The organism is Terriglobales bacterium (assembly GCA_035454605.1).
In the GTDB taxonomy this organism is placed as follows: domain Bacteria; phylum Acidobacteriota; class Terriglobia; order Terriglobales; family Acidobacteriaceae; genus DATMAB01.
Map to the genome: position 1 here is coordinate 1 of DATIGQ010000103.1, position 21,078 is coordinate 21,078.

Below are 21,078 nucleotides of genomic sequence, written 5' to 3' on the forward strand. Positions count from 1 at the left end.
CTTGACGATGCGCTCCACCTGGCTGCGCGGGACCTTGTACACCTCCTTGCCGGCGTTGTAGACGACGTAGCCCTCGATCTCACGCGCGTTGGCGACCTCGATGGAGGTCCCGTTCTTGAAGTAGATGGTGTCTCCGGCGGCGGGGGAGGCGGTCAGCAACAAGACGAGCGCAATCGGCAGAAGAAGCAGCGCTGGCGGCTGACGGCGCATAAAAACGGGATTATAGGACAGGTAGGATGAAGCCGCCGCCGTTTCATCCCAGCGTTCCGGTTCCGGAACGCACTTGGACCGGCCGGCGGTCTCCGCGTTCCGAGAACTCGGTACTGGGTACTCGGTACTCTCCTATTCTCCGTAGGTCTTCTTGAGATACTGCCCGATGTCCTCTTCCAGGCGTCCATATCCGGCTCGCACGGTCGTGCGCAGCGCGGTTTCGGTGCTGGCGCCCTCGCCGATCCGTTCCAGCACGCGCACCACGTCGCTCATGCCGTAGGTGTCGCGGATGTAGTCCACCGCCGCCAGGGATTCGAGGTACGCCACCGTCGCCTGCGCCGACGAGAAGCGCGTGAACGGTCCTTCCAGCGCGTTCAGCGGGATGTGGCGCTGCGTCAGAAAAAGCTGCGCCAGCATGCGTCCGTAGGGCGCCGAGTTGCGCGGCTCCAGCGCCATGGCCACCCCTTCGTTCAGCCACACCGGGCAACGATTGCGCGTGATCTGGTTGATGAAGGAGTGCGCCAGCTCGTGCTTGAGCACGCGCGAGAGTTCGCCGGTCATGCGTTCCAGGCCCTCCACCGGGATGCGCAGCTTGCCGTCGTTCAGCGCCCCCATCCACGCCGGCGCCTGGGTGACGTCGCTGAAGGCCTGCTCGGTGTAGAGGATCACCGGGATGGTCTCACGCGGAGCCACGCCCAACTCGTTCACCAGCGCGTCGTAATGCGCTTCCAGAGTCGCCAGGATGTCCCGCCGCAACTCCGCCGACACCTGGCGCCCTTCGTAGCGCATGGAGAAATGGCCGCTCTCCTGCTGGCCGTAGGTGGACTCGGCGGCCAGGTCGCGCTCCGCCTGCGCCAGGTATTGCTCGACTACGGCGCTGGGACGCAGCGCCAGCGACTTCCGCCACGCCTTCACCGCTTCTTCGGTCTTTCCGGAGTAGAACAGCGCCAGGCCCAGCAGCCCGAAGGCGTCCGCCGAATTCGGCGCCAGGCGGGTGGCCTGCTCCGCCCGCGAGATGGCTTCCTGATAGCGCTTCAGTTGCACCAGTACCGCGACGTAGTGCTCCAGCAGCACGGCATGTTCCGGAAGATAAGCGACGGCGCGCTCCAGGTGCCGCCGCGCCTGCTCCGGGCTGCCATGGTTGAGCTCGTGCTGCGCGGCGACGAAGTAGGCGGCGGCGGCCTGGTCGGGCTTCGAGGGATCGTCGAGCGCCGCCAGGGCTTCGGTGTCCACGCGCCCGTCGCGAACCACCCGCGCCAGCAATTCATCGGCGCGCTCTACCGGTTGGCTGGGCGCGAGCATGGGCAATTCCGCCCGCGAGGAGGCCGCCGGCGGCGCACTCCCGGCGTCGATTCGCTCCACCAGTGACTTGGCGATGGCGTAGGTGTTGTCGCCGATCTCATACTCGATGCGGCTGCCCTTTTCACGCACCCGGTCGGCCACGATTGAGCGTCCGTTTTTCAGGCGGATAGTCTCCGCTGCGGCCGGCACAGCCACATGGGCACTGAGGAAACACGCAGAAAGAAGGATGAGAAAGGCCCGCACAACCCGGATTCTAGCAGTAAAGAGGACAGCCACACGCTGAGCGACATGATCGCGAAGCTAGTTTGCAAACGTGCGTTGATTACGAAAGTGAGCTGCGGTTCATCCCATCTCTTTTCTGCGGTGCACAGTCGCCATGCCCGCAAATGCTTGAACGCAAGGCAGCTGCCCTCATGTTCCGCTTCCGGAACAAAACCGGCCCAGTCGTGCGCAACGTCTGTAAGGTCCTGTATCCTGCGCGGTCGCCTTAGCATCCCTCAATGGGCTCGAGGCGATCGCGGCTGGAAACTCCGTCGGAGGCAATCGATGCTCGCTCGCCTTGTGGCTCTGCTTTGCGTGTTGGCCCTTTCTCCCGCACTTGTCTTCTCGCAGCCCCCACCGAACCTGGGCAAGGTGAAGGACCAGACCGTCTACGCCCCGTTCTGGAGTCTGGAGCCCGGCTGGTCCACTCACCTGGAGGTGCGCAACAGCTTGGCTGAGAAGCGCGTGACCGTTACTCCGGTTCTCCGCCAGTTCACCGGACGCGAGATTCTGCTTACCACCCGCACGCTGGAGGCGAATCAGGCACTTGAAATCGACGTGGAACAAGAGGTTGCGAAGGCAGCTCCGGAGCTCTCCCAGCGAGTCGGGGCCTATGGCTCCGTCTTGTTCAGGTTCAGCGGAACGCACACTCGTAACATCTACGCAGATTCGATGGTGTATATGCCCGGCCATCCTATTGCATTCCATTTCGATGCTCTCATGCAGGATGCGAACTTTGCTGCAGGTTCGCAGGAGAGCGTCTGGTGGCTCCCCACAGAAACCGCATCCGAGGTTCTAATCGTCACCAATACCGGCGACCGCCCTGTTCAGGGAGCAATCGAGCTCTACGGTCCTGACGGAACAGCCTCGCAGAGGAAGCTGGCGTTCGGGCCCGGCCAAACCGCGAAGCTCGACGTTCGCGAACTTCTTCGATCCGGCAACATCGAGGGTGCATTCGGTGGCTTGCGCCTCACCCTCGATGCCGACGGCGGCCTCATCCAGGTGGCCCACATCGTCTATGACGAGGCTACGGGCTATTCCGCGATCATAAAGCCCTTTGATCGTGGCGCGCCCACGGATATCGCGGGCCAGCAGTACGTGGCCGCCATGGTCGCCCTGGCTAACCCCGATCCCGCCCTGGCGCTGCCGGAGAAAACCGTGCTTAACCCCGAGCTTCTATTGCGCAACGCTTCGGCTGGAATTCGGGGCGTCACACTCAGCGCCAGTTGGCGAGAAGGTAACAAGTGGGGCGTTGCCGACCTCGGCCAGGTCCAGCTAGGGAGTAACGAAACCCGCAGCGTCGACTTGAGCACGTATCAGCAAGACGGGATCATCCCCGCCGGCGCCCATTGGGCGGCGGTCAGGCTCAACTATCGTGGCGCCCGGGGCGATCTGGTTGCCATCAGCGCCACCCACGACCCAGCCTTCCGATATGTTCTCCAGTCGCCGTTTACCGATGCGCTGAGTTTCTCCTGGAGAGGCAGTATGTGGAGCGTCGATTCCACCCACAACTCCTTGATTACCACCGGCAATGCCGGTGACAAGCCCGCCCGTGTCAAGGCCACGCTGCGCCACGCCCTCGGCTCCTACGAGCTCACCGAGCAGACCCTCCAGCCGGGCGAATCCATTTGGCTGAATGTCCGCCAACTGATTCAGAACCAGATTCCCGACCGCGAAGGCCGCACCATTCCTCTCAATACCACCAACGGCATCTACGAGTTCGACCAGGTGGACGACGACATGGTGGGCTTTCTCTATGAAGGCAAGCTGATCCTCGATTCCACCTACGGGCGCGCCACCTATGGCTGTGCAAACTGCTGCGGGTATGACGCCCTGGGCCTGGCGCCGAATCCGCTTGGGATTGCCGTCGGCTTCTCACGCCAAGACGAGATTTACGTCGAAAATGCCTGCACCGGTGCCATCACAACTCGCACAAGCTACGGGTTCAATTGGGCCACAGGCAACTCCACCATCGCCGGTATCAACTCCACGGGATTGGTGTCCGCCTTTACGTCCGGCCAAACCACCTCTGCTGCGAACATCAGCCTGCGCACGCCGGGCGTCCCATTCTGCCCGCAGCAGGTGCAACAGGTTTCCAATAATGTGGATGCGAAGTGTGCCGTGCCGACGAACTTCAGAAAAATCAGTTCATTCGGCTCACCGGATGGGAAGCTCACCATTACCTACGCGTGGGATTCGAGCACCGGCGTTTTGAGTGACCTGTCGAATTGTGTCATCTCTGAGATCGTGAACTATCCAACCTCAAACTCGACGTACATCTGGCCTGCACCAATGGTACAGTCCACTCCCAACCCAACTGTAGTCACTGGCCCGGGGTCTTCAGGCGGGTTTGCGGACGCACACATCCCACCAAGCTCGTTTGCTACACCATATTCCACGGCTTCATTTACTGCCAATCAGGTCTACCGGTACACCTGCTCTTGTGCGAACAATGGAAACCCTGTTGATATGGCCTCCTTTACAATTACTCGGTCAGTGAGCCAGAACGCAGATGGCACTTGGAGGTACACCATCACCAAGTCAAGCGGCGAATCGCACAGTCGAAGCCCGCTGCCTTAAGAGGATATCTTATGAACAACACGAAACGGCTCGCACTGTTAGTCTGTCTAGTCTTCCTGGTGCTCTGGCGCGCAACCGCACAGTCTCAAGACTCACAAGAGCAACCCTGCAGACTGATTGCCCAAGCATTGGAGGCAGCAAAGAAATTGAAGCCGGGTATGCTGCGGGCAGACATCGAGAAGGATTTTCAACTGGATGGAGGAGTCTCTTTCCGTACACAGGGAAGATACCTCTTTCGAAAGTGTCCCTACATCAAGATCGACGTCAACTTCGACCTTGAAGGGGCAACTGAGACACCCATCCTCTCCCCGAAAGATCGAATCGCTAGTGTTTCACGGCCTTACCTCGAATATCCGTTCGCCGACTGATGCCGCCCGTGCCCCACGTCTGCGTCATCTTTTCGGCGCAGACGTGGGAGTCGCACGTGACAACCACCCTCCCGACCGGGCATCCTACTGGTAGGCAGAGGCGGCCTTGACCGTGCCCAGAATCCCCAGTTGGTTTTGGTGCGCAATCGTTGCGCTCCTGACGGTCGTCGCGACCGCGCAGGCGCCTGCGCCCCCGCCCGCTCCCGCTACGCCGCCCGGACCCGCTACCGCGCTCTACCTCCGCCTGCGTTCTGTCGGCCTCGACGCCACCCATGTCTACAACGTGCGCGACGCCGTGCTCGACCGCGAGGGCGTGCAGTTCATCTTCGACGACGGCACCATCGCCTTCACCCAGGCCGTCGACGGTCACATTACCGGCGCTTTCTTCGAGGGCGACGGCGAGATGTTGCTCTCTCCGCCCGACCAGGTGGAGCGCGCTTCGCTGGCCCGCTTCACCGGCTCGCCCATCCTCACCGAGAAGTTTTCCAGCGCGTACCTGCGCTTCAGTGACGACGTCTTCCGCGAGCTTCAGCCCTACCTGTGGAAGGCGGAGGGCGCCGAGTTCGTCAGCCGCTGGGATGCCGTGGCCCGCACGCTGGCCGAGCCGGACGCGCTGCGCCTGCTGCTGAGCTACACCAACCAGCCGCCGCGCCCGCTCGACGGCGCTCCTGATGAGAGTCCGGAAGCAGCCTCCCGCATGCTCCACGCCCGCGTCACCGGCGAGACGCTGGGCACCTTCGAGGTGCGCATCGACGCGCTGCTGGGCGAGAGTGTCGCCGCCGGCCAGATCGCCTGGCGCGACGGTAATGCCTACTACGACCTCTGGACCTCGTTCCCCGGCCGCAGCCGGCGCACCGCCGCTACCGGCCGCGAGGTGGATTCCGGTTTTGCGCCCGAGGCCGAGCTGCGCGTTTCCGGCTATCGCATCCGCGCCGAAGTGAAACCGCCCACCCGTTTGGAGGCCGAAGCCGAGTTGGATATGGAAGTGAGCGGCGCCGGCCGCCGCCTGCTCGGTTTCGAGCTCTCCCGCTATCTGAGAGTGGAGTCGGTCACCGCCGACGGCCAGCCGCTGGAGCTCATCCAGAACGAAGCACTGCGCGGCACCGAGCTGGCGCGCCGCGGCAACGACCTGGTCGCGGTCGTCTTTCCCCAACCCATCCCGGTCGGGCGCAAGATTACCTTGCGCTTCCGTTACGGCGGCGACGTGCTCTCCGATGCCGGCGGCGGATTGCTTTACGTGGGCGCGCGTGGCACCTGGTTTCCCAACCGCGGCATGGCCATGGGCGACTTCGACCTCGAGTTTCGCTATCCGGAGGAGTGGACGCTGGTGGCTACCGGCCGGCGTGTCTCCATGGAAACCAAGGAAGGCTTCACGGTCTCGCGCTGGACCTCGGACCGGCCGATTCCGATGGCCGGATTCAATCTGGGGCGCTATGAGAGCGCGCGCGCCGAGATTTCCGGAACGGTAATCGAGACCTATGCCGCCCGCAGCGTAGAAGACGCCTTCCCGCGTTCCAGCATGTTGATCCGGCCGCCCGGCGGAGATCCGCGGCTCATCAACCTGCCTCGGGCCGCGGTGGCGGTGCCCGCCGCCCGTCCGCAGCCGGCGCGCAACGCCCAGCAACTCGCCGACCGGACCGCGCGCTCGGTCGAGTTCCTCTCCCGCCGCCTTGGGCCCTTCCCCTACCGGCAACTGTCCATCACCCAAATGCCGGGACGCAACAGCCAGGGCTGGCCCGGACTCATCTTCCTCTCCAGCTACTCTTTCCTCACGCCCGAGGAACGAAGCCGCGCCGGGTTGGGCGCTGTGGACGTCATCCGCCTGGGCGACGTTACGCCCGCCCACGAGACCGCGCACCAGTGGTGGGGCGACCTCATCCTGTGGCACACCTACCGCGACCAATGGGTGGTCGAGGCGGTTTGCAACTACCTCGCCCTTCTCGAACTCGAAGAGCAAAAGCCGGATGAGTTCCGCAAGCTGATGGATTCCTACCGCGATGAACTCCTGCAGAAATCCGCCGCCGGCGGTGGGCCTTACGCCGAGGCCGGACCGGTGACCCTGGGTCTGCGCCTCTCCTCTTCCAGGTTTCCCGACGGATACGACGTTGTGGCCTACGGTCGCGGCACCTGGCTCTTTCACATGCTCCGCCACCTGCTGCGGAATACCGCCGGCGGACGCGAAGCCGACGCTCTGTTCTTCCAGGTACTCCGCCGCCTGCGGGAGCGACACGAAGGCCGCGACCTCTCTACGGCCGACCTGCAGCAGGCCTTCGAGGAGGTTCTGCCGCCTGCGCTGCGCTTCGAAGGTCGATCCTCGTTGGGCTGGTTCTTCGAGGGCTGGGTGCGCGGCACCGCCGTGCCGCGCCTGGAGCTGGCTGATGTCCGCTTTGAGCGCCGCGGCTCGAAGACCTTCGCCACCGGCAAAATCGTGCAGAAGGACGCGCCGGACCAGCTCATTACCTCCGTGCCGATATATGCGCAAGCTGCCCGGGGTGCGCCCGTGTTCCTGGGCCGCGTTTTCGCCGACGGCACGGAGACCGAATTCCGCATCTCCGTTCCCGGCGCCGCCACCCGCCTGCTGCTTGACCCGAACTCCACCGTCCTCCGGCGGCCTTGAATCCCGCGACTCCTTCGCCGCACATTCCGCTATAATCGTGCAAGGTCGAATCGCCCGCCCGTGGTTTTCCTCTCCGGAGAGGTGGCCGAGTGGCTGAAGGCGGCGGTTTGCTAAACCGTTATAGGGGCCAAAACCTCTATCAAGGGTTCGAATCCCTTCCTCTCCGCCAGCGAGTCTGCTGTTTCGATTCTCTCCGTGAGTAGTCCTACAACACTCGCGAATTGGCGGGACTTTCGCGGTTTTCGATTCGAAACCGGACTGCGGAGAATCCGGGCGGAGGCTGAATCGCCGCCAAAATGCCCTGTTTTCTCCGAAGGCAGGCTTCGAAGTCCGGTTTCGCAAGAGGTGGAAATCTAGCAAAAAATTCGTGAGATTATCGCGTCGGCCAAGACTACTACTGAGGGTTCGAATTCATAGGGTTCTCTCTGAAAACCGGCTTCGAAACTGGTCTATCAAGAAGGCTGGGTTGGATGAAAGAACCCGATTTCCGAATCTGAAACAAATTGAGACGAGGGTATTCACACGGAATAAGTTGGGGTACATTGCGGCTGTTTGGCCTGGTGGGCACCTTGTAAGGGTGGGTCGGGGTCAATGCCAGGAACCACGCGCCCTCTGAGTCGGACTGTCAGTTGTGGTTTGGAAACCGACCCAGGGTTCAAGCTGGCTGGCAAGGTGATGTTGCGACAATCGCGATCTCCGAGGGCGTTCAGCCCGCGCCTGGTACGCGCACTCTCCATCCTTTGTTGTCTCTTGGTGCTCCCCTCGGCGGCTCAGACTAGTCGAGGAGCGGCCATGGGCACGGTCGTCGACCCCAGTGGAGCCGTCGTGCCCAACGCAGCGATTTCGTTTGTGAACAAGGCAACGAACGTTCGGCGAGAGACGGCCACAAATCATGTCGGCTTGTATCGCCTGGATGCCATGGACCCGGGAATCTACGATGCGACCGCCAAGGCTGCCGGCTTCAAGGTTGCCGTCCAGGCCGGGATCACGATTCAGGCAAACCGCATTGCGGCGGTAGACTTCGCACTCGAGTTGGGGCAGGGGAAGACCCGGGTGGAGGTATATGGGGATTCTCTCGCCGCTGTGCAAGCCAGTGACGCACTTCGAGGCGGGAACTTCCCATCGAAGCAAATCTTGGGACTGCCCCTGCCCGCTTCCGATACCAATGCCCTAGCCTTGCTGCTTCCCGGCACGCTGAATCCGAACACCGCGTCGCTGGCGAATGGCTTCAACGTTTCCGTCAATGGGCAAACGGCGCAAAACAACAATTTCATGATCGATGGAATGGAGAACAACGAAACCACGCAGGCCGGTCCTGCGTTTCTGGTCACCAACGCAGACGCCATCCAGGAGGTGGTGGTGCAAACCACGCAATTCGGCGCGGAGTTTGGCCGCGCGGGCGGCGCCGTGATCAATCACATCACGAAATCCGGCACCAACGAATTGCACGGAACTGCTGCGTGGTACTACAGGAGCAACGGGTTCGACGCCACGGATAACTCGGAGCGACTGGGCGCCTCCCCTTCCCAAGAAATCCCGCCACGCCTGGTGCGGAATATCCCCTCCTTCACTCTGGGAGGGCCGGTTGTGATTCCAGGCCTGTACGATGGCCGAGGCAGGACATTCTTCTTTGCCGGGGCGCAGTGGGATCGCAGCTACGCCCTGGCGCTCAGCGCCAACCTCGTCGTCCCGACCGACGCCGGCGTCGCAACACTGCAAGCCCTAGCAGGGTCTTGTCCCAATGCTGCGCTTTATCTTGACGTGCTCGGCGGCCTGAGGGGCGGCGGCAGCGTCTCCGATATCTCCGTCGCCATTCCTCCGAACACGTTTGCCGCCACGGGCTCATGCAACGGCACCGACCGGGCCGGCATGTCGGTGGAAGTGGGGACGGTTTCCCGCGCCGCTTCCCAAGCCACCTTGGACAGCAATCACGTGGTCCGGATCGATCACGCTCCTTCCGCGAAGCAAGCCATGAGCTTCCGATGGCTGTATGACGACGCTGCGCAGGCTCCGGCCTTCAACAACCTGGAGGGCTTCGACCGCGGATTCGCGGGCAAGCTCCTGTCGGCGCTTTTCGCCGACACCTATGCCTTCAGCTCTTCCTGGACCAACGAATTCCGCTTTTCCTATGGACGCATCGTCTTCGATTTTCCCGGCCTTGCCCCCGACGTCTTTCACGCCAATCTGGCCAATTACTCTATCCCGTCGGTCACCGGTTTCGGCCTGCGCCCCAACATTCCCCAGTTCCGTTTTACCAACAACTGGCAGTATCAGGACACCGTGTCTTGGGTGAAAGGAAGGCACCAGATCCGCTTCGGAGTGGATTTCCTGCGGCAGTTGGTGAAGCAGCGGCCGCCTTTCAACGAGAGGGGGACGTTCGTGTACCGGGCCAGCACGGCCGTGGCGGGCTTTCCCAGCAGTGGAGCTGTGACCGGGCTGGCCAACTTTATCGACGATTTCGGAGGCAGCGGCGGATCGCTTGCCCGCGTGTTCGGGAGTCCAGTCTTCTACCCCAACACCTTTCGGCACTCCTACTTTTTCCAGGACAACTGGCGGCTGCGTTCGGATTTCAACCTGAACCTGGGGCTGCGCTATGAGAACTTCGGCCAGCCTGCCAACGTCTTCCAGATCCCTGCCTTCACCGATTACAGTGCAACCGATTTCGCGACGCCGAACCAGGTGGCGCCCGACAACAACAATCTCGGTCCAGCGGTAGGCTTCGCGTGGAATCCGGCAATCCAGTGGCCGTTGTGGAGACGGATCTTCGGCGACAAGCGCTCGGTTTTGCGGGGAGGTTTCCAGGTAACTTACGAGACCTACTTCAACAACCTTCTCTCCAACATCGCGGGCACCGCGCCCAATACTCTCGGCGGTCAGATCAACTCCGTGCAGGGTACCGCAGCCAACCCGGTAAACCCGCGTGGATCGGCGAACTTCTCGGCGCAGTTTGCAAGCATCGCACCGGTACCGCTTACCCCTTTCACGCCGCAGGACAACCTCTTCGATCCCCACATGCGCAATCCCTACGTCCTGCACTGGTCTTTGGGTCTTGAACGGGAGATGGTTGGCAATGTCACTCTGGAAGTCGCCTACGTGGCTACGGCGGGGCGAGCCCTGTTTCGCACGCGGGATGTGAACCCGATCGTGGCGCCCGGCACTCCTCCCATTCGGTTCATGAACAGCGTTGGGCCGAGGACTATCCGGGACAATTCGGGCAGTAACATCTATCATTCTTTACAACTGATCGTTCGACGACGTTTCTCGCCTACCCCCGCAGGCAGCTTGCATCTGGAAGGGGCGTGGACCTGGTCACGGAACATCGACAACATCACGGAAGTGTTTCCCACCCTCTCTACCGGCAGCCAGTTTGAATCGCTTCCGACAGTGCTCGGGTTCAGCAACCGAGTCGACCGCGGGGTTTCGGACAACCATCGCCTACATCGCTTGGTCATCCACTACATCTGGGAAGTAAGGGGACCGCGGGCCGGGTTCTGGAGCACGATTGCCGGCGGCTGGGCGCTGGGTGGCGTGACCCAACTGGTTACGGGAGCTCCCTACACGATCCTGAACGGCACCGATCGCAATGGCGACGGCCAGGCGGGGCCGGACCGCCCGGATCTGGGCAATCCGGACGCTCCGTTTCGCAGCCGTGCGGTTCGGGTGAACCTCGCGACGTGTGCGACAGGGCTTTTCAATCCGGAAACGCAGACCTGCGTGACATCGATGGACGTGCACTGGGTCGAAGGAGCGGGGCTGCCGGGTCCGAACACGGCGCCCCGCAACAGCCTGTTCACCCCAGGAACCATCCAGTGGGATCTACTCGCCGTGAAGCGGTTTTCCGTGACCGAGTCGGTCCGCTTGGAGTATCGCGCCGAGACAATCAATCTCTTCAACCGTCAGAATTTCGGCGTGCCCCCCGGTCTGACGGTAAACGGCTCCACGGCGGATACCTTCCTCAATTCCGAGCGCTCCGAAGCACTGGGGCGCACGATTCGCATGGGCCTGAAACTGCACTTCTAGCCAGTTTTCGCGGGTGGCGGAAACTTCATTCTGGCCAGCAGGGTCTGAAAGCGGGGATCGGAGCGCAAGGGATCGAACCTCCGGTCCCAACGCAACAAGAGGAGCCAGCCATCCCGCTCGTCGTAAGCACGGTCGAGCCAGCGGAATGACTCGTCAGGGTCATTCAAAGCCGCATAGGCGATGGCAATGGCGCACTTGGAGACGTAGGTCCCACGGGGCGGGTGGCGCGCTTGGTTGAGCAGATCGATCGCCTGCTGCTTCTTTCCCATGACCGCAAACGCATAGGCCAGCAGGGGCTTTTCCCCGCCCGCGCCCCAGGCGGGAAACTGCTGAAATTCCGCCAGTGCCTCGTCCTGCTTTCCCTTGCTGAGGTGGAACAATCCCAGGTTCATTCGCGCGGCGAACAGGTTGGGGTTGATCGCAAGGGCATCGCGGAAGAGCGCCGCCGCTTTTTCGGGATCCACGGGCTCGTAGCGCCAGCCCAGATTCGTGATCATCAATGGAGACAGCGGATCGAGCTGTAAGGCGAATTGTGCTTCTGCAATGGCCTGCGGATGCCGTTCCACGGCGGACAGAAGTATGGAATAGTGAAAGTGGGCTGCCGCCGAACTTGGGTTCAGGTCGATGGCCTGGCGCATGCTCTGTTCGACCCCGTCCCAGTCCCAGTCTTCATAAAGCCGCGCCCAACCCAACGCCACATGTGCCTCGGCCAGATCCTCATCGAGCTCCAAGGCCCGTCGCGCCGCGTTCTTGGCTTTTGCGTAGAGGTCCATCGGGACTGAACGCCCCGTCATTGCCATCAGGACGTAATTCTCCGCCATGCTGGCGTAGGCAGGTGCGAAGTCCGGGGCAGCGTGAACGGCCTCTTCCAGCAGGCGATTGCTTCCCTGGAGGTCGAATCCATCGGAAAGCCGCCGGGCCTTGACGTAGAGTTCAAAGCTTTCGGGATTGATCGGCTGTTGGCGCGAAAGGCGCGTGCTCTCCTGCGGGGTCATCTGTGCGTGGATTTCGCGGGCGATTGCCTGCGCCACCTCGCCCTGCAAGGCCAGGACTCCGCCCACTTCCCGCTGATATTGGTTTGCCCACAAGTGCTCGTCTGTGGGTCCATGAATCAACTGGACAGAAATACGTACGGTGTCGCCTTCCCGCTGCACCGATCCCTCGATGACCGCGTCCACGCCCAGTTCGCGAGCAATCTGGGGCAAGGGCGGCCTATCGGCCTTGCGATACCGCAGGACCGAGGTGCGGGAAATCACCTTGAACGAGCGAACCTGCGCCAGGCTCCCGATCAGCGCTTCGGTCATACCGTCGGCAAGGTAATCTTCCCTGGGATCGCCGCTCAGGTTGTCGAACGGCAAGACAGCCAGGGAGTGAATCGGAAGTCTCGGAACCTGCCCACCGAGGATTCTGCTTCGAACGCCTCCCACATCAAGGAAGGCGACTACAGCTCCCACCAGAAGCACAGCCAGCAGCAACGCGATCTGGCGTCGCCGTCTCCCCGCGGTGGGAGTCGACATAGGCACGGAGGGAGGCTCGGGTGACGGATAGGCGGCAGCAACTACGTCTGGCCCAGGTTCGTTGAGTTGGCCGACGAAGCGATAGCCGCGCCGTGGCAGCGTTTCGATGTAACGCGGCGTTTCCGCCGAGTCTCCCAGGGCCTCACGCAGCTTGTTCACGGCCGCATTCAAGCCGTGCTCGAAATCGACGAAGGTGTCGGCAGGCCACAGCGCTGCGCGGAGTTCCTCGCGTTTGACCAGCTCCCCGGGTCGCTTGAGAAGAAGGTGCAGGACCTCGAAGGATTGCCCGCCCAGCTTCACACGGACTCCGTGCTTGCGCAGGATTCCCGTTTCCGTTTCAACAGTGAAAGCGCCAAAGGAGAGAATCCCCGCTTTGGGCGGCTGGGCCATTGCTGTCTGTCAGGCTCTAGAAGTGTGACCGTCCCTCCCCAAGGGTGTCAATCGAGCGCGTGTGCTCGTCCCTGCGATCGCGCTAACCATCTTTGAATCAGCAGCATAGGCGACGACCTAAATCTTCCCGATTTGCATCCGCCAGGCATTGAAGGGCGCTCCTCCTATCAAGCAGTGTGGCGGCGTGCCGGGAAGACAACCGGATCTTGCGAAGAGGAGAAGAGACATGCGTAGGAGCAACGACGTTTGGAAGAGCTTGTGGGCCATCACCATCGCCGTGCTACTGGTCAGTCGCGCAGCGAACGCGCAAGTAGGGTTCGCGCGACAGGACTATCCGGCCGGCACCAAGCCGGCGGGCGTGGCCACGGCTGACCTCAACGGCGACGGACATCCGGATGTGGTGGCTGCCGATCGAACGGCCAACAACGCCTCGGTCCTCCTGAACAAAGGCGATGGAACCTTTGGAGCGGCCAGCAACTTTGCCACCGGCATGGATCCTGTCGCGGTCGCAGTCGCTGATTTCAATGGCGACTCCAACCCTGACCTGGTCACGGGCAATGACGAAGGCAACTCTATCTCCATACTGCTGGGCAACGGCGATGGCACGTTCCAGGAGCACGTGGACTCTACCGCCGGGACAGGTCCGGCCGCCGTGGTTACCGCAGATTTCAACGGGGACGGACACTCCGATGTTGCCACGGCGAATCGTGTCGGCAATACCGTGTCGGTCTGGCTGGGCAACGGGGACGGCACGCTCTCGGCGAGGCAGGATCTGACCACGAACACGGCTCCGGCGGCGATCGTGGCCGGCGACTTCGATGGCGACGGCAACGTCGATCTAGCGAGCGCCAATTCCATGGCAAGCAATGTGTCCGTACTTCTGGGAAAGGGCGATGGTACCTTCGCGCCCGCGACCGACTATCTCGTGAGCGCCAATCCCATCTCCCTGACCAGTGCGGATTTCAATCTGGATAGCAAGCTGGACTTGGCATCGGCAAATTCCAGCGACTCCGGTCTTAACCCCGACCTCAGCTTGCTGCCGGGTAATGGCGACGGCACGTTCGCATCTCCGATACACAGCACCAGCACGACATTGCCTGTCTCGATCGTGAGCGCCGACTTCGATAACGACGGCAGGTCCGACGTGGCCGCCGCCTCGCTTGGCTTTTTCTCCTGCTTCGACAGCTGGGATTGTTTTGGCTTCCTGGAATTTTTCAGCGCGCCAGGGGTTTTAGTGCGTCTTGGCGGCGGCGACGGAAGCTTCGGCTCGCCATTGGGACGAGTCTTGTCCGGGGCAGAACCCGCAGGCATGGCGGCGGGCCACTTCAATGGCGATGGCCGGATCGATTTGGTCGTAACCGACTCACAAAACGGCGCCGTCGTGATCCTGCTACAAGCTCCATTCCTGGAGCTCGACCAGACCCTAGTCTTTAGCAGTAACCAAGTGATAGGAGTCACCAGCCCGCCAAAAGAGCTGACGGTTTCAAGTACGGGTTCGTTTCCTGCAGTCGTTGATTCGGTGAGCCTGGGCGGGATGAATGCCGCGGACTTCGCAATCGTCGAAGACAGCTGCTCGGGAGCGACCCTGGCGGTAGGCAGCCAGTGTGCGGTCAGTGTGACCTTTTCGCCGGGGACCTTGGGCGCAAAGTCTGCGACTCTTACTATTACGGATAACACCGGTGACAGCCGTCCCGCTGTGCAACTGTCCGGAATCGGCGTTCCCAATGCTCCCGAAGTTTCTTTCTCACCCTCCAATCCTGTTTTTGGCAACCCACTTGTGGGCGCCAGTTCCTCAATCGTCATCAGTTTGACGAACAGCGGGGGCGCCGACCTACACGTCAACGGGCTGGCGGTGACAGGAGTCAACAGCGGCGATTTCAGCATTGAATCGGTCGGTTCGACATGCACCACGGCGCCCTTCACTCTAGTGCCGGGCGATTTGTGTTTCATGCAACTTCGGTTTGCTCCTTCCGCACCGGGAAATCGCACGGCCAACCTGCAGGTGACCAGCGATGCGGCCGGGAGCCCCGAACTGCTTCCCCTGTCCGGAACTGGCGAGGCGCTGACGATTGCGCCGGCCGCCGGTTCTTCCTTGTCGGCAACGATTGCGGCAGGTCAGACCGCCATTTTCAGCCTGTCGTTTTCCGCGGGCAACGCGACGGGCACACTCTCCCTGAAGTGCACTCAGTCGATTCCGGCAGCGATTTGTGTGCTGCCCGCGTCGGTCGCGCTCAATGGCACCGGGCCCACCACGGTCAACGTGAATGTCCACACCGCTGGCCCTACGGCGCTCTCTACGTCAACCGTGCTACCCCCACCCATGGGCTCGGGGCAATACCTACCCTTCCTGCTTGCGTTTGCGCTGTTCGCGACCTTGCCGATGCTGGGTCGACGCGGATTCATGCCGGCCGGGGCCGCCGGGCGGCGGTTCGCCCGCGCGTCCGGCTTGTTGATTCTCGTTGCCTGCCTTTGGTCCGGATGCGGGAGTGGCTCGAAGTCTTCCACTCCGCAGCCTACGCCGGTGGGAACGTATCCAGTTACCGTTACCGCAACGGTTGGTTCGAACTCGCAAAGCGTGACTCTAATGGTCACGGTGCATTAGCCAAATGGGGCGTGCCAGGCTTGGGAAAGAATGGTATCGGGGCTGCGGTTGAGAATCGAAACCGCAGCCCCAAGTGCCTGGAGGCACGGGCGAAGAACAGGCAAGCACGGCACTGTAGCGGAGATCTTTGGTCATAACGTGCCCTTTGCCCTTGCCGAGAAGTACCGCGAGAAGAGCCGTCGCAAGGTGCAGGAACTAAATTGGACCAGAACCGAAATCGAGTACGAGCCGACCGGCGACCTCGAATTCAGGGTCGGTGCGGACAGGTGGGGAGGGGAGAAGTTCCGTGACACAAAGAAGCAGCGGCTTGAAGAATTGTTGGCGAAGCTCGTCGGGGCCGTGATGCGCGATGGACGGGATCGCGTACTTGCCGCCGAGCGCGCGAGACAGCAAGCGATCGAGCAGCGCAAGAAGGAAATCCAAAGGCTCGAACTGAGGGACAGGATTCAGAAGAGGAGAAGAAGGTCCAGCAGCTAGAGGACTGGGTGGCGAGCTGGGCAAAGGCACGTCAGATGGGCTGATTCATCGCTGAGTTGGAGCGGCTGTGGTTGGCGGCGCGTCATGACCTGTCTGCCGATGTGCCGAAGGGCCAACGGATCACCTGGATGAAGCAGCGGGCGGACCGCCTGGACCCGCTGGTCGAGAGCCCACCGTCCATTCTCGACAGGAAAGGCGAGCTGAATTGGTATTGGTGACGGAAATTCACTGGGCGCAAGGAGGCGGTTTCCTACCGTCCGGCCATAGTTGAATAGCACTGAAAGCTGCGCTCACTACTTGGTCGGAGCGAAACTAACAGCCGAGGCCCTCTTACGAAGCTTGCCAGCCATCTCAACTAGGGCGGCAAGGGAGTCAGCTTTCATCTTCTGCATTACCTGTCCGCGATGCGCTTTCACTGTAATCTCGCTGATGCCGAGCTCGCCACCGATCTGCTTGTTCAACAGGCCAGAAACCACCAACGCCATGACCTGCCGTTCGCGAGGGGTGAGTGACGCATAACGGTTCCGGAGTTCCTGTACTTCCGCTTCGTGGCTAAGAGCAATGCGGCTGCGCTGGAGGGCTTGTCGAATGGCGTTCAGTAGCACTCCATCACTGAAAGGTTTTGTCAGGAATTCAACCGCTCCGGCCTTCATGGCTCGGACCGTCAGCGGTATATCGCCGTGGCCCGTAATGAAGATGATCGGCATATCAGTCCGCTCGGCAGCTACACGCTCTTGCAGTTCGAGACCGTTGAGGCCCGGAAGAGAAAAGTCAAGGATCAGACAGCTTGGAAGACCAGCTCGCGGGTGATCGAGGAATTCTTGTGCGGATGCGAAGGTTTCGACTTGCCAACCTTCGTGTTGGATCAGCAATTCCAGCGATTCGCGCACGGAAACATCGTCATCAACGACGAATACGATCGGTGCGGGCGGCACGGGTGCTGACCACAACTCGCAGTTGACAGCGCGCGCGAGGCTCACAGTATATCCCAAGACACTGGGCCCATCGTTCAATTCACCCGGACGACCGCATTCAGTGCTTCAAGCAAAGCCGTGTCGCTGAACGGCTTGTACAGCACGTTCACGGCTCCTTGTTTGAAGGCTTCCTCCCGGATGGCTTCGTCCTTCTGGGCGGTGATGAAGATGACCGGAATCTCTTGGCCACGACGCCTCAATTCCTGTTGAAGAGCAAGTCCATTCATGTCCGGCATCGCGATGTCGAGGATCAGACACCTGGTCTCGTCGACACAATCGGACAAGAGGAACTCATTCGCGGACGAAAAAGCGCGGGCCGCAAAGCCGAACTCCCTAAGCAAATCGGGCAGCGACTCGCGCACCGACTCATCGTCATCAACTACGGATAGAAGCGGACGTTCGGTGGCGCTCCTTCCCTGAAGGGACTCCATGACAAAGAGAATGCGCCACTCCATAGAGCGCGTCCATTGTACTTTAGTATTGCTTTTGGCCGATTATGAGCGCGGGAGCAGGATCATGCCGCGTCCGTTGCCGGATCAGGCCGATTGACAGGAGTTTCGAAGGCCGCCAAATCTTCGAGTCTACAAGGGATGGCAAAGGAAAATGTAGCTCCGGGTCCATCATTGGGGATCGCCCAGAGATTTCCATGATGAGCCTCGATAATGGACCGGCTGATAGACAGCCCGATTCCCATTCCGTCGGCTTTGGTCGTATGGAAAGGTTCGAAGAGGTTGTCCGCGACGTGAGTGAGACCGACTCCCACATCCTTCACGCTAAGGCGCACGTGATTCCCTTCATCGCGTTCGGTTCTGATGAGCAATTCTCTCGGGCGATCGTCAACGGTGCTCATCGCCTCGGAAGCGTTCCGTAGAAGGTTCAGGATGACCTGCTGAAGCTGGATTCGATCGGCCATGACGGCCGGCAGGTCATCTGCAAGCTCATGGCGCAGAATCACTCGGTTCCGATGCAGCTCACCCAGCGACAGCGCCGTGACCTCTAGGGCGGCCTCATTCAGGTCCATCAATTCCGGCGAGAGGTCCTTCTTGCTATAAAGCGTACGCAGTCGAGCGATTACGTCGGAGGCCCGGTTCCCATCACGAATCGTGCGCCGGGCGGTCTCGCGAGCGCCATCGATGTTTGGGGGATCGTCAGAGAGCATCCGCAAACACGTGCTGGCATTGGTGACGATGCCGGAAATAGGCTGATTGATCTCGTGTGCGATCGACGCCGTTAGCACTCCCAGGCTCGTAACTCTCGCAACCTTCCCAAGTTCCGACCTGGCCCTGGCGAGAGCTTCTTCCGAGGTTCGGCGAGCCGTGACATCCTGAACCGCCGCGATGTACTCCAGTCGACCATTCCGGTCCCGGGTCGCGTGGCCGACAGCGTGCAGATACTTGATCGAATGGTCAGGCATCATCAAACGCCAGTGCCACTCGAAGCCGTTGCCGGCGTCTTGCGCCTGGTCGACCATTTTCATTTTCTCAATCAAACTGACGTCTTCTGGATGGACGCGAGTGCGGATTAGCTCGAGCGTCACGGGCACGCCGACCTCAAACTCGTAGATGCGATAGAGCTGCTCTGACCACGTGATTTCGCCGGTCGCTACCTTCCAAGAAAAGCTGCCGGTCAAGCTGAGGCGTTGGCCCTCTGCGAGAAATGTCTCGCTGCGACGCAACTCCTCCTCCGAGCGCAGGTCTTTGGCCGCTTCAGCCTGCTTGCGCGCCGTGATGTCGTGGAAAGTCACCAAAGCGCGGCGCTCGAAATGGCCCGGAAAAGACAAAGGATGGGCATCAAGAATTAGCGTCCGCTGACCGATTGTCGTAAGGACGTTATCCACCTCGACGGCCCGGAATGCGTGATCGCCGGCAACCATCTCCTTGAGTTGCTCATGCAACGGGGCAAGCTCAAAGGCGCCGTTCCCAAGCTCGTAGAGTGAGACCCCTTGTATCTCATCGCGAGAAACCCCGAACATTGTGTAAAAGGCACGATTGCCCGCTTCGATCCGCTGGTCAGCACGCAGCACGACGAGAGGATCGGCGACCGTGTTGAGGATTGCCTTAGTGCACTCGCGTTCGTAGATGGCCTGATCCACGCATGCGCGGAAAGCAGTCACATTCGTGAACGTGAGCACGGCGCCAGTGACTTGGTGATCGCCTTTCGTGCACGGAGATATCCGGACAACGAACCACCTGTCCCTCTCGTGAAAGTCGGCCCGTGATTCCACTCCGCCGGCGATGACCTGGCTGCACTGCTGTTCCAGGCGCGGCAAGCCAGCGAGCACCGAGACATCGCGGGGCGCCCGACCAATGTCCGCCGGCGAGAAGCCTAGGACACCCGCCGCCTTATTGAAACAAGCGATCGCAAGGTCGCGTCGCAGGACGACAATCGGAATTTCAACGATATCCAGGATCTCGATCAGATCAGCAGTCACGGTGTCTGCAGCCGCGTCGGCAGCGTTGACCCGCTGGAAATTGGTCCAGCGGCGATTGACCGTAACCCGCCGCGGTGTCATCAGGCGGCCCCTGAAGCAGTGTACAGATTCCGGCTCCGCTGCAGGACGGGGTCGGCAACCGCCGGTAGAACCTGACGCAATGCCAGCAACAACGCTTGGGCGCGCGGCATGTCGAACGGTGGCCGATAGTCGGAGAGCAGCCGGCTTTCAAGGACACGAGCTTCGTCCGGGCCGACCGTCTCCCGGAGCGCATCGGCTACGGCGCGCTCTAGCCGAGCGTAGTCCTCCACCGGAATCAGGTGAGAATGATTCGTCCCGAGCCTGGGCAGCATGCGTGCGTGAACTTCGCCGTTGAAGTTGTCCATTAAGAATGAGCACAAGATCGAGATATCGTGCTTTTTCGCAAGCTGGTCGAACAAGTCTTCGAGGTTCATACTGGCGGCGACATCGCCGCGTTCCCACAGGACGTTGACCATCTCTCCCCACCAACGCACTTTTTGGTAGCGCCCTCCAGCGCGCGCCTGTCCGATGACGTCGGCGGCGAGGCCAAGGAACACCGGCGAATCCGGCATGGCGTCCCGCATGAAGCGGGGCAGGAATTCGTCGGCGTCCACCACTGTCAGCTGTTCGCGCTCCCGTGCCGCTTCCACATCCACACCCTCGGTTTCGAGGCGTCGGCGAATGGCGTTCCAGTGAGCTAGGGTTGGGACCAGAATGATGCCCTCTCCGTTCGCGATAGCAGCACCGGCGAACCGGCAGACGGCGCGGTTGAGAAAACCCTGGTCCTGATAGAGCTGCACGATGTGATCGCATGGGGCGGCGTCCGCCACTACTCGATCCCAAGGCTCACATTTCCTCACGCGCTTCATATCTTGGCGCGCCTCACACGCGGATGGCCTCTCGGGCGAAAGGCAAGAGGTGTAACAGCATGCAACGTTCCGCGGCCGATGTCCACCGAGACATTGTTAATTTCTGATGAATGCCAGGACTCAGCTCTGAGCGGGGGTCGGGGTCGGAACAGTACGAGCAAGGCGGGTCGCTCAGCCCGGGCCGCGCCGCCAGTCCCGATACAAAGGTGTCGGTCGATACCATCGTCCAATGGACTCGGGTGGTGCCCCCGGGCTTAATCAGAAAAACGGGAGGACGCCATGCCCCCAGCGCTAAACCGCAACCCAGCGAGCACCGGGCCCCTGGGAGTACTGACCGCTTGTCGGGTTAGGGCCGAACTAGGCGCCGCACCAGACCGGGGTCGCAAATGATGATTTCCTGCGCTTCTGTTCTGATTCGACTCGTTGTGCTCTCGGCTTT

General features: G+C 61.3%; 13 protein-coding genes and 1 tRNA gene. 7 read left to right on the plus strand and 7 right to left on the minus strand.

What is annotated here, in order from left to right; translation table 11 throughout:
• The coding region (locus VLE48_07325; GenBank protein ID HSA92805.1) for a hypothetical protein at positions 1 to 210 on the minus strand (210 nt) is incomplete at its 3' end.
• A 132-nt stretch (positions 211 to 342) separates the two neighbouring features.
• Entirely contained in the window at positions 343 to 1,755 is a 1,413-nt protein-coding gene (locus VLE48_07330; GenBank protein ID HSA92806.1) for a peptidase MA family metallohydrolase, read from the minus strand.
• Positions 1,756 to 2,058: 303 nt separating this feature from the next.
• Here VLE48_07330 and VLE48_07335 point away from each other — a divergent pair, with 303 nt between their 5' ends.
• The 5 genes from VLE48_07335 (at position 2,059) to VLE48_07355 (ending at position 11,358) form a co-directional block, all read left to right on the plus strand.
• Entirely contained in the window at positions 2,059 to 4,353 is a 2,295-nt protein-coding gene (locus VLE48_07335) for a hypothetical protein (protein ID HSA92807.1), read from the plus strand.
• Positions 4,354 to 4,364: 11 nt separating this feature from the next.
• Positions 4,365 to 4,721, plus strand: a complete 357-nt coding sequence (locus VLE48_07340) for a hypothetical protein (GenBank protein HSA92808.1) — start codon at positions 4,365 to 4,367, stop codon at positions 4,719 to 4,721.
• A gap of 112 nt (positions 4,722 to 4,833) precedes the next feature.
• Positions 4,834 to 7,338 (plus strand): M1 family aminopeptidase, encoded by a 2,505-nt coding sequence (locus VLE48_07345; protein HSA92809.1) that lies wholly within the window; start codon positions 4,834 to 4,836, stop codon positions 7,336 to 7,338.
• Positions 7,339 to 7,413: 75 nt separating this feature from the next.
• A tRNA-Ser gene (locus tag VLE48_07350) sits at positions 7,414 to 7,507 on the plus strand.
• A gap of 623 nt (positions 7,508 to 8,130) precedes the next feature.
• Entirely contained in the window at positions 8,131 to 11,358 is a 3,228-nt protein-coding gene (locus tag VLE48_07355) for a carboxypeptidase regulatory-like domain-containing protein (GenBank protein HSA92810.1), read from the plus strand.
• Here VLE48_07355 and VLE48_07360 read toward each other — a convergent pair.
• The gene (locus VLE48_07360; protein HSA92811.1) at positions 11,355 to 13,265 is read right to left on the minus strand and encodes a winged helix-turn-helix domain-containing protein; all 1,911 of its coding nucleotides are present in this window, start codon (positions 13,263 to 13,265) and stop codon (positions 11,355 to 11,357) included. The two genes, VLE48_07355 and VLE48_07360, sit on opposite strands and share 4 nt — an antisense overlap.
• 226 nt (positions 13,266 to 13,491) lie before the next feature.
• Here VLE48_07360 and VLE48_07365 point away from each other — a divergent pair, with 226 nt between their 5' ends.
• Both VLE48_07365 and VLE48_07370 read left to right on the plus strand, forming a co-directional pair.
• Entirely contained in the window at positions 13,492 to 15,867 is a 2,376-nt protein-coding gene (locus tag VLE48_07365) for an FG-GAP-like repeat-containing protein (GenBank protein HSA92812.1), read from the plus strand.
• 138 nt (positions 15,868 to 16,005) lie between these two features.
• A complete protein-coding gene (locus VLE48_07370; GenBank protein HSA92813.1) occupies positions 16,006 to 16,344 on the plus strand; it encodes a hypothetical protein in 339 nt (112 codons plus the stop codon).
• Between the two features lie 293 nt (positions 16,345 to 16,637).
• Here VLE48_07370 and VLE48_07375 read toward each other — a convergent pair whose 3' ends face one another.
• Genes VLE48_07375 through VLE48_07390 form a run of 4 tightly spaced genes read right to left on the minus strand, consistent with a single transcriptional unit; the run spans position 16,638 to position 20,600 of the window.
• On the minus strand, positions 16,638 to 17,324 hold the full coding sequence (locus tag VLE48_07375; protein HSA92814.1) for a response regulator: 687 nt from the start codon (positions 17,322 to 17,324) through the stop codon (positions 16,638 to 16,640).
• Between the two features lie 29 nt (positions 17,325 to 17,353).
• Complete coding sequence (locus VLE48_07380) at positions 17,354 to 17,773, minus strand: response regulator (GenBank protein HSA92815.1); 420 nt, start codon at positions 17,771 to 17,773, stop codon at positions 17,354 to 17,356.
• A 59-nt stretch (positions 17,774 to 17,832) separates the two neighbouring features.
• A complete protein-coding gene (locus VLE48_07385) occupies positions 17,833 to 19,830 on the minus strand; it encodes an ATP-binding protein (GenBank protein HSA92816.1) in 1,998 nt (665 codons plus the stop codon).
• Positions 19,830 to 20,600, minus strand: a complete 771-nt coding sequence (locus VLE48_07390; protein ID HSA92817.1) for an MEDS domain-containing protein — start codon at positions 20,598 to 20,600, stop codon at positions 19,830 to 19,832. Before VLE48_07390 ends, VLE48_07385 begins: the two co-directional genes overlap by 1 nt.
• Positions 20,601 to 21,078 lie beyond the last annotated feature (478 nt).

Bases quoted from the DNA above. Each gene is read 5' to 3' on its own strand.
- VLE48_07335 (HSA92807.1), top strand. From the start codon at position 2,059: ATGCTCGCTCGCCTTGTGGCTCTGCTTTGCGTGTTGGCCCTTTCTCCC.
- VLE48_07340 (HSA92808.1), top strand. From the start codon at position 4,365: ATGAACAACACGAAACGGCTCGCACTGTTAGTCTGTCTAGTCTTCCTG.
- VLE48_07355 (HSA92810.1), top strand. From the start codon at position 8,131: ATGGGCACGGTCGTCGACCCCAGTGGAGCCGTCGTGCCCAACGCAGCG.
- VLE48_07360 (HSA92811.1), bottom strand. From the start codon at position 13,265: ATGGCCCAGCCGCCCAAAGCGGGGATTCTCTCCTTTGGCGCTTTCACT.
- VLE48_07365 (HSA92812.1), top strand. From the start codon at position 13,492: ATGCGTAGGAGCAACGACGTTTGGAAGAGCTTGTGGGCCATCACCATC.
- VLE48_07380 (HSA92815.1), bottom strand. From the start codon at position 17,773: ATGGAGTGGCGCATTCTCTTTGTCATGGAGTCCCTTCAGGGAAGGAGC.
- VLE48_07385 (HSA92816.1), bottom strand. From the start codon at position 19,830: ATGACACCGCGGCGGGTTACGGTCAATCGCCGCTGGACCAATTTCCAG.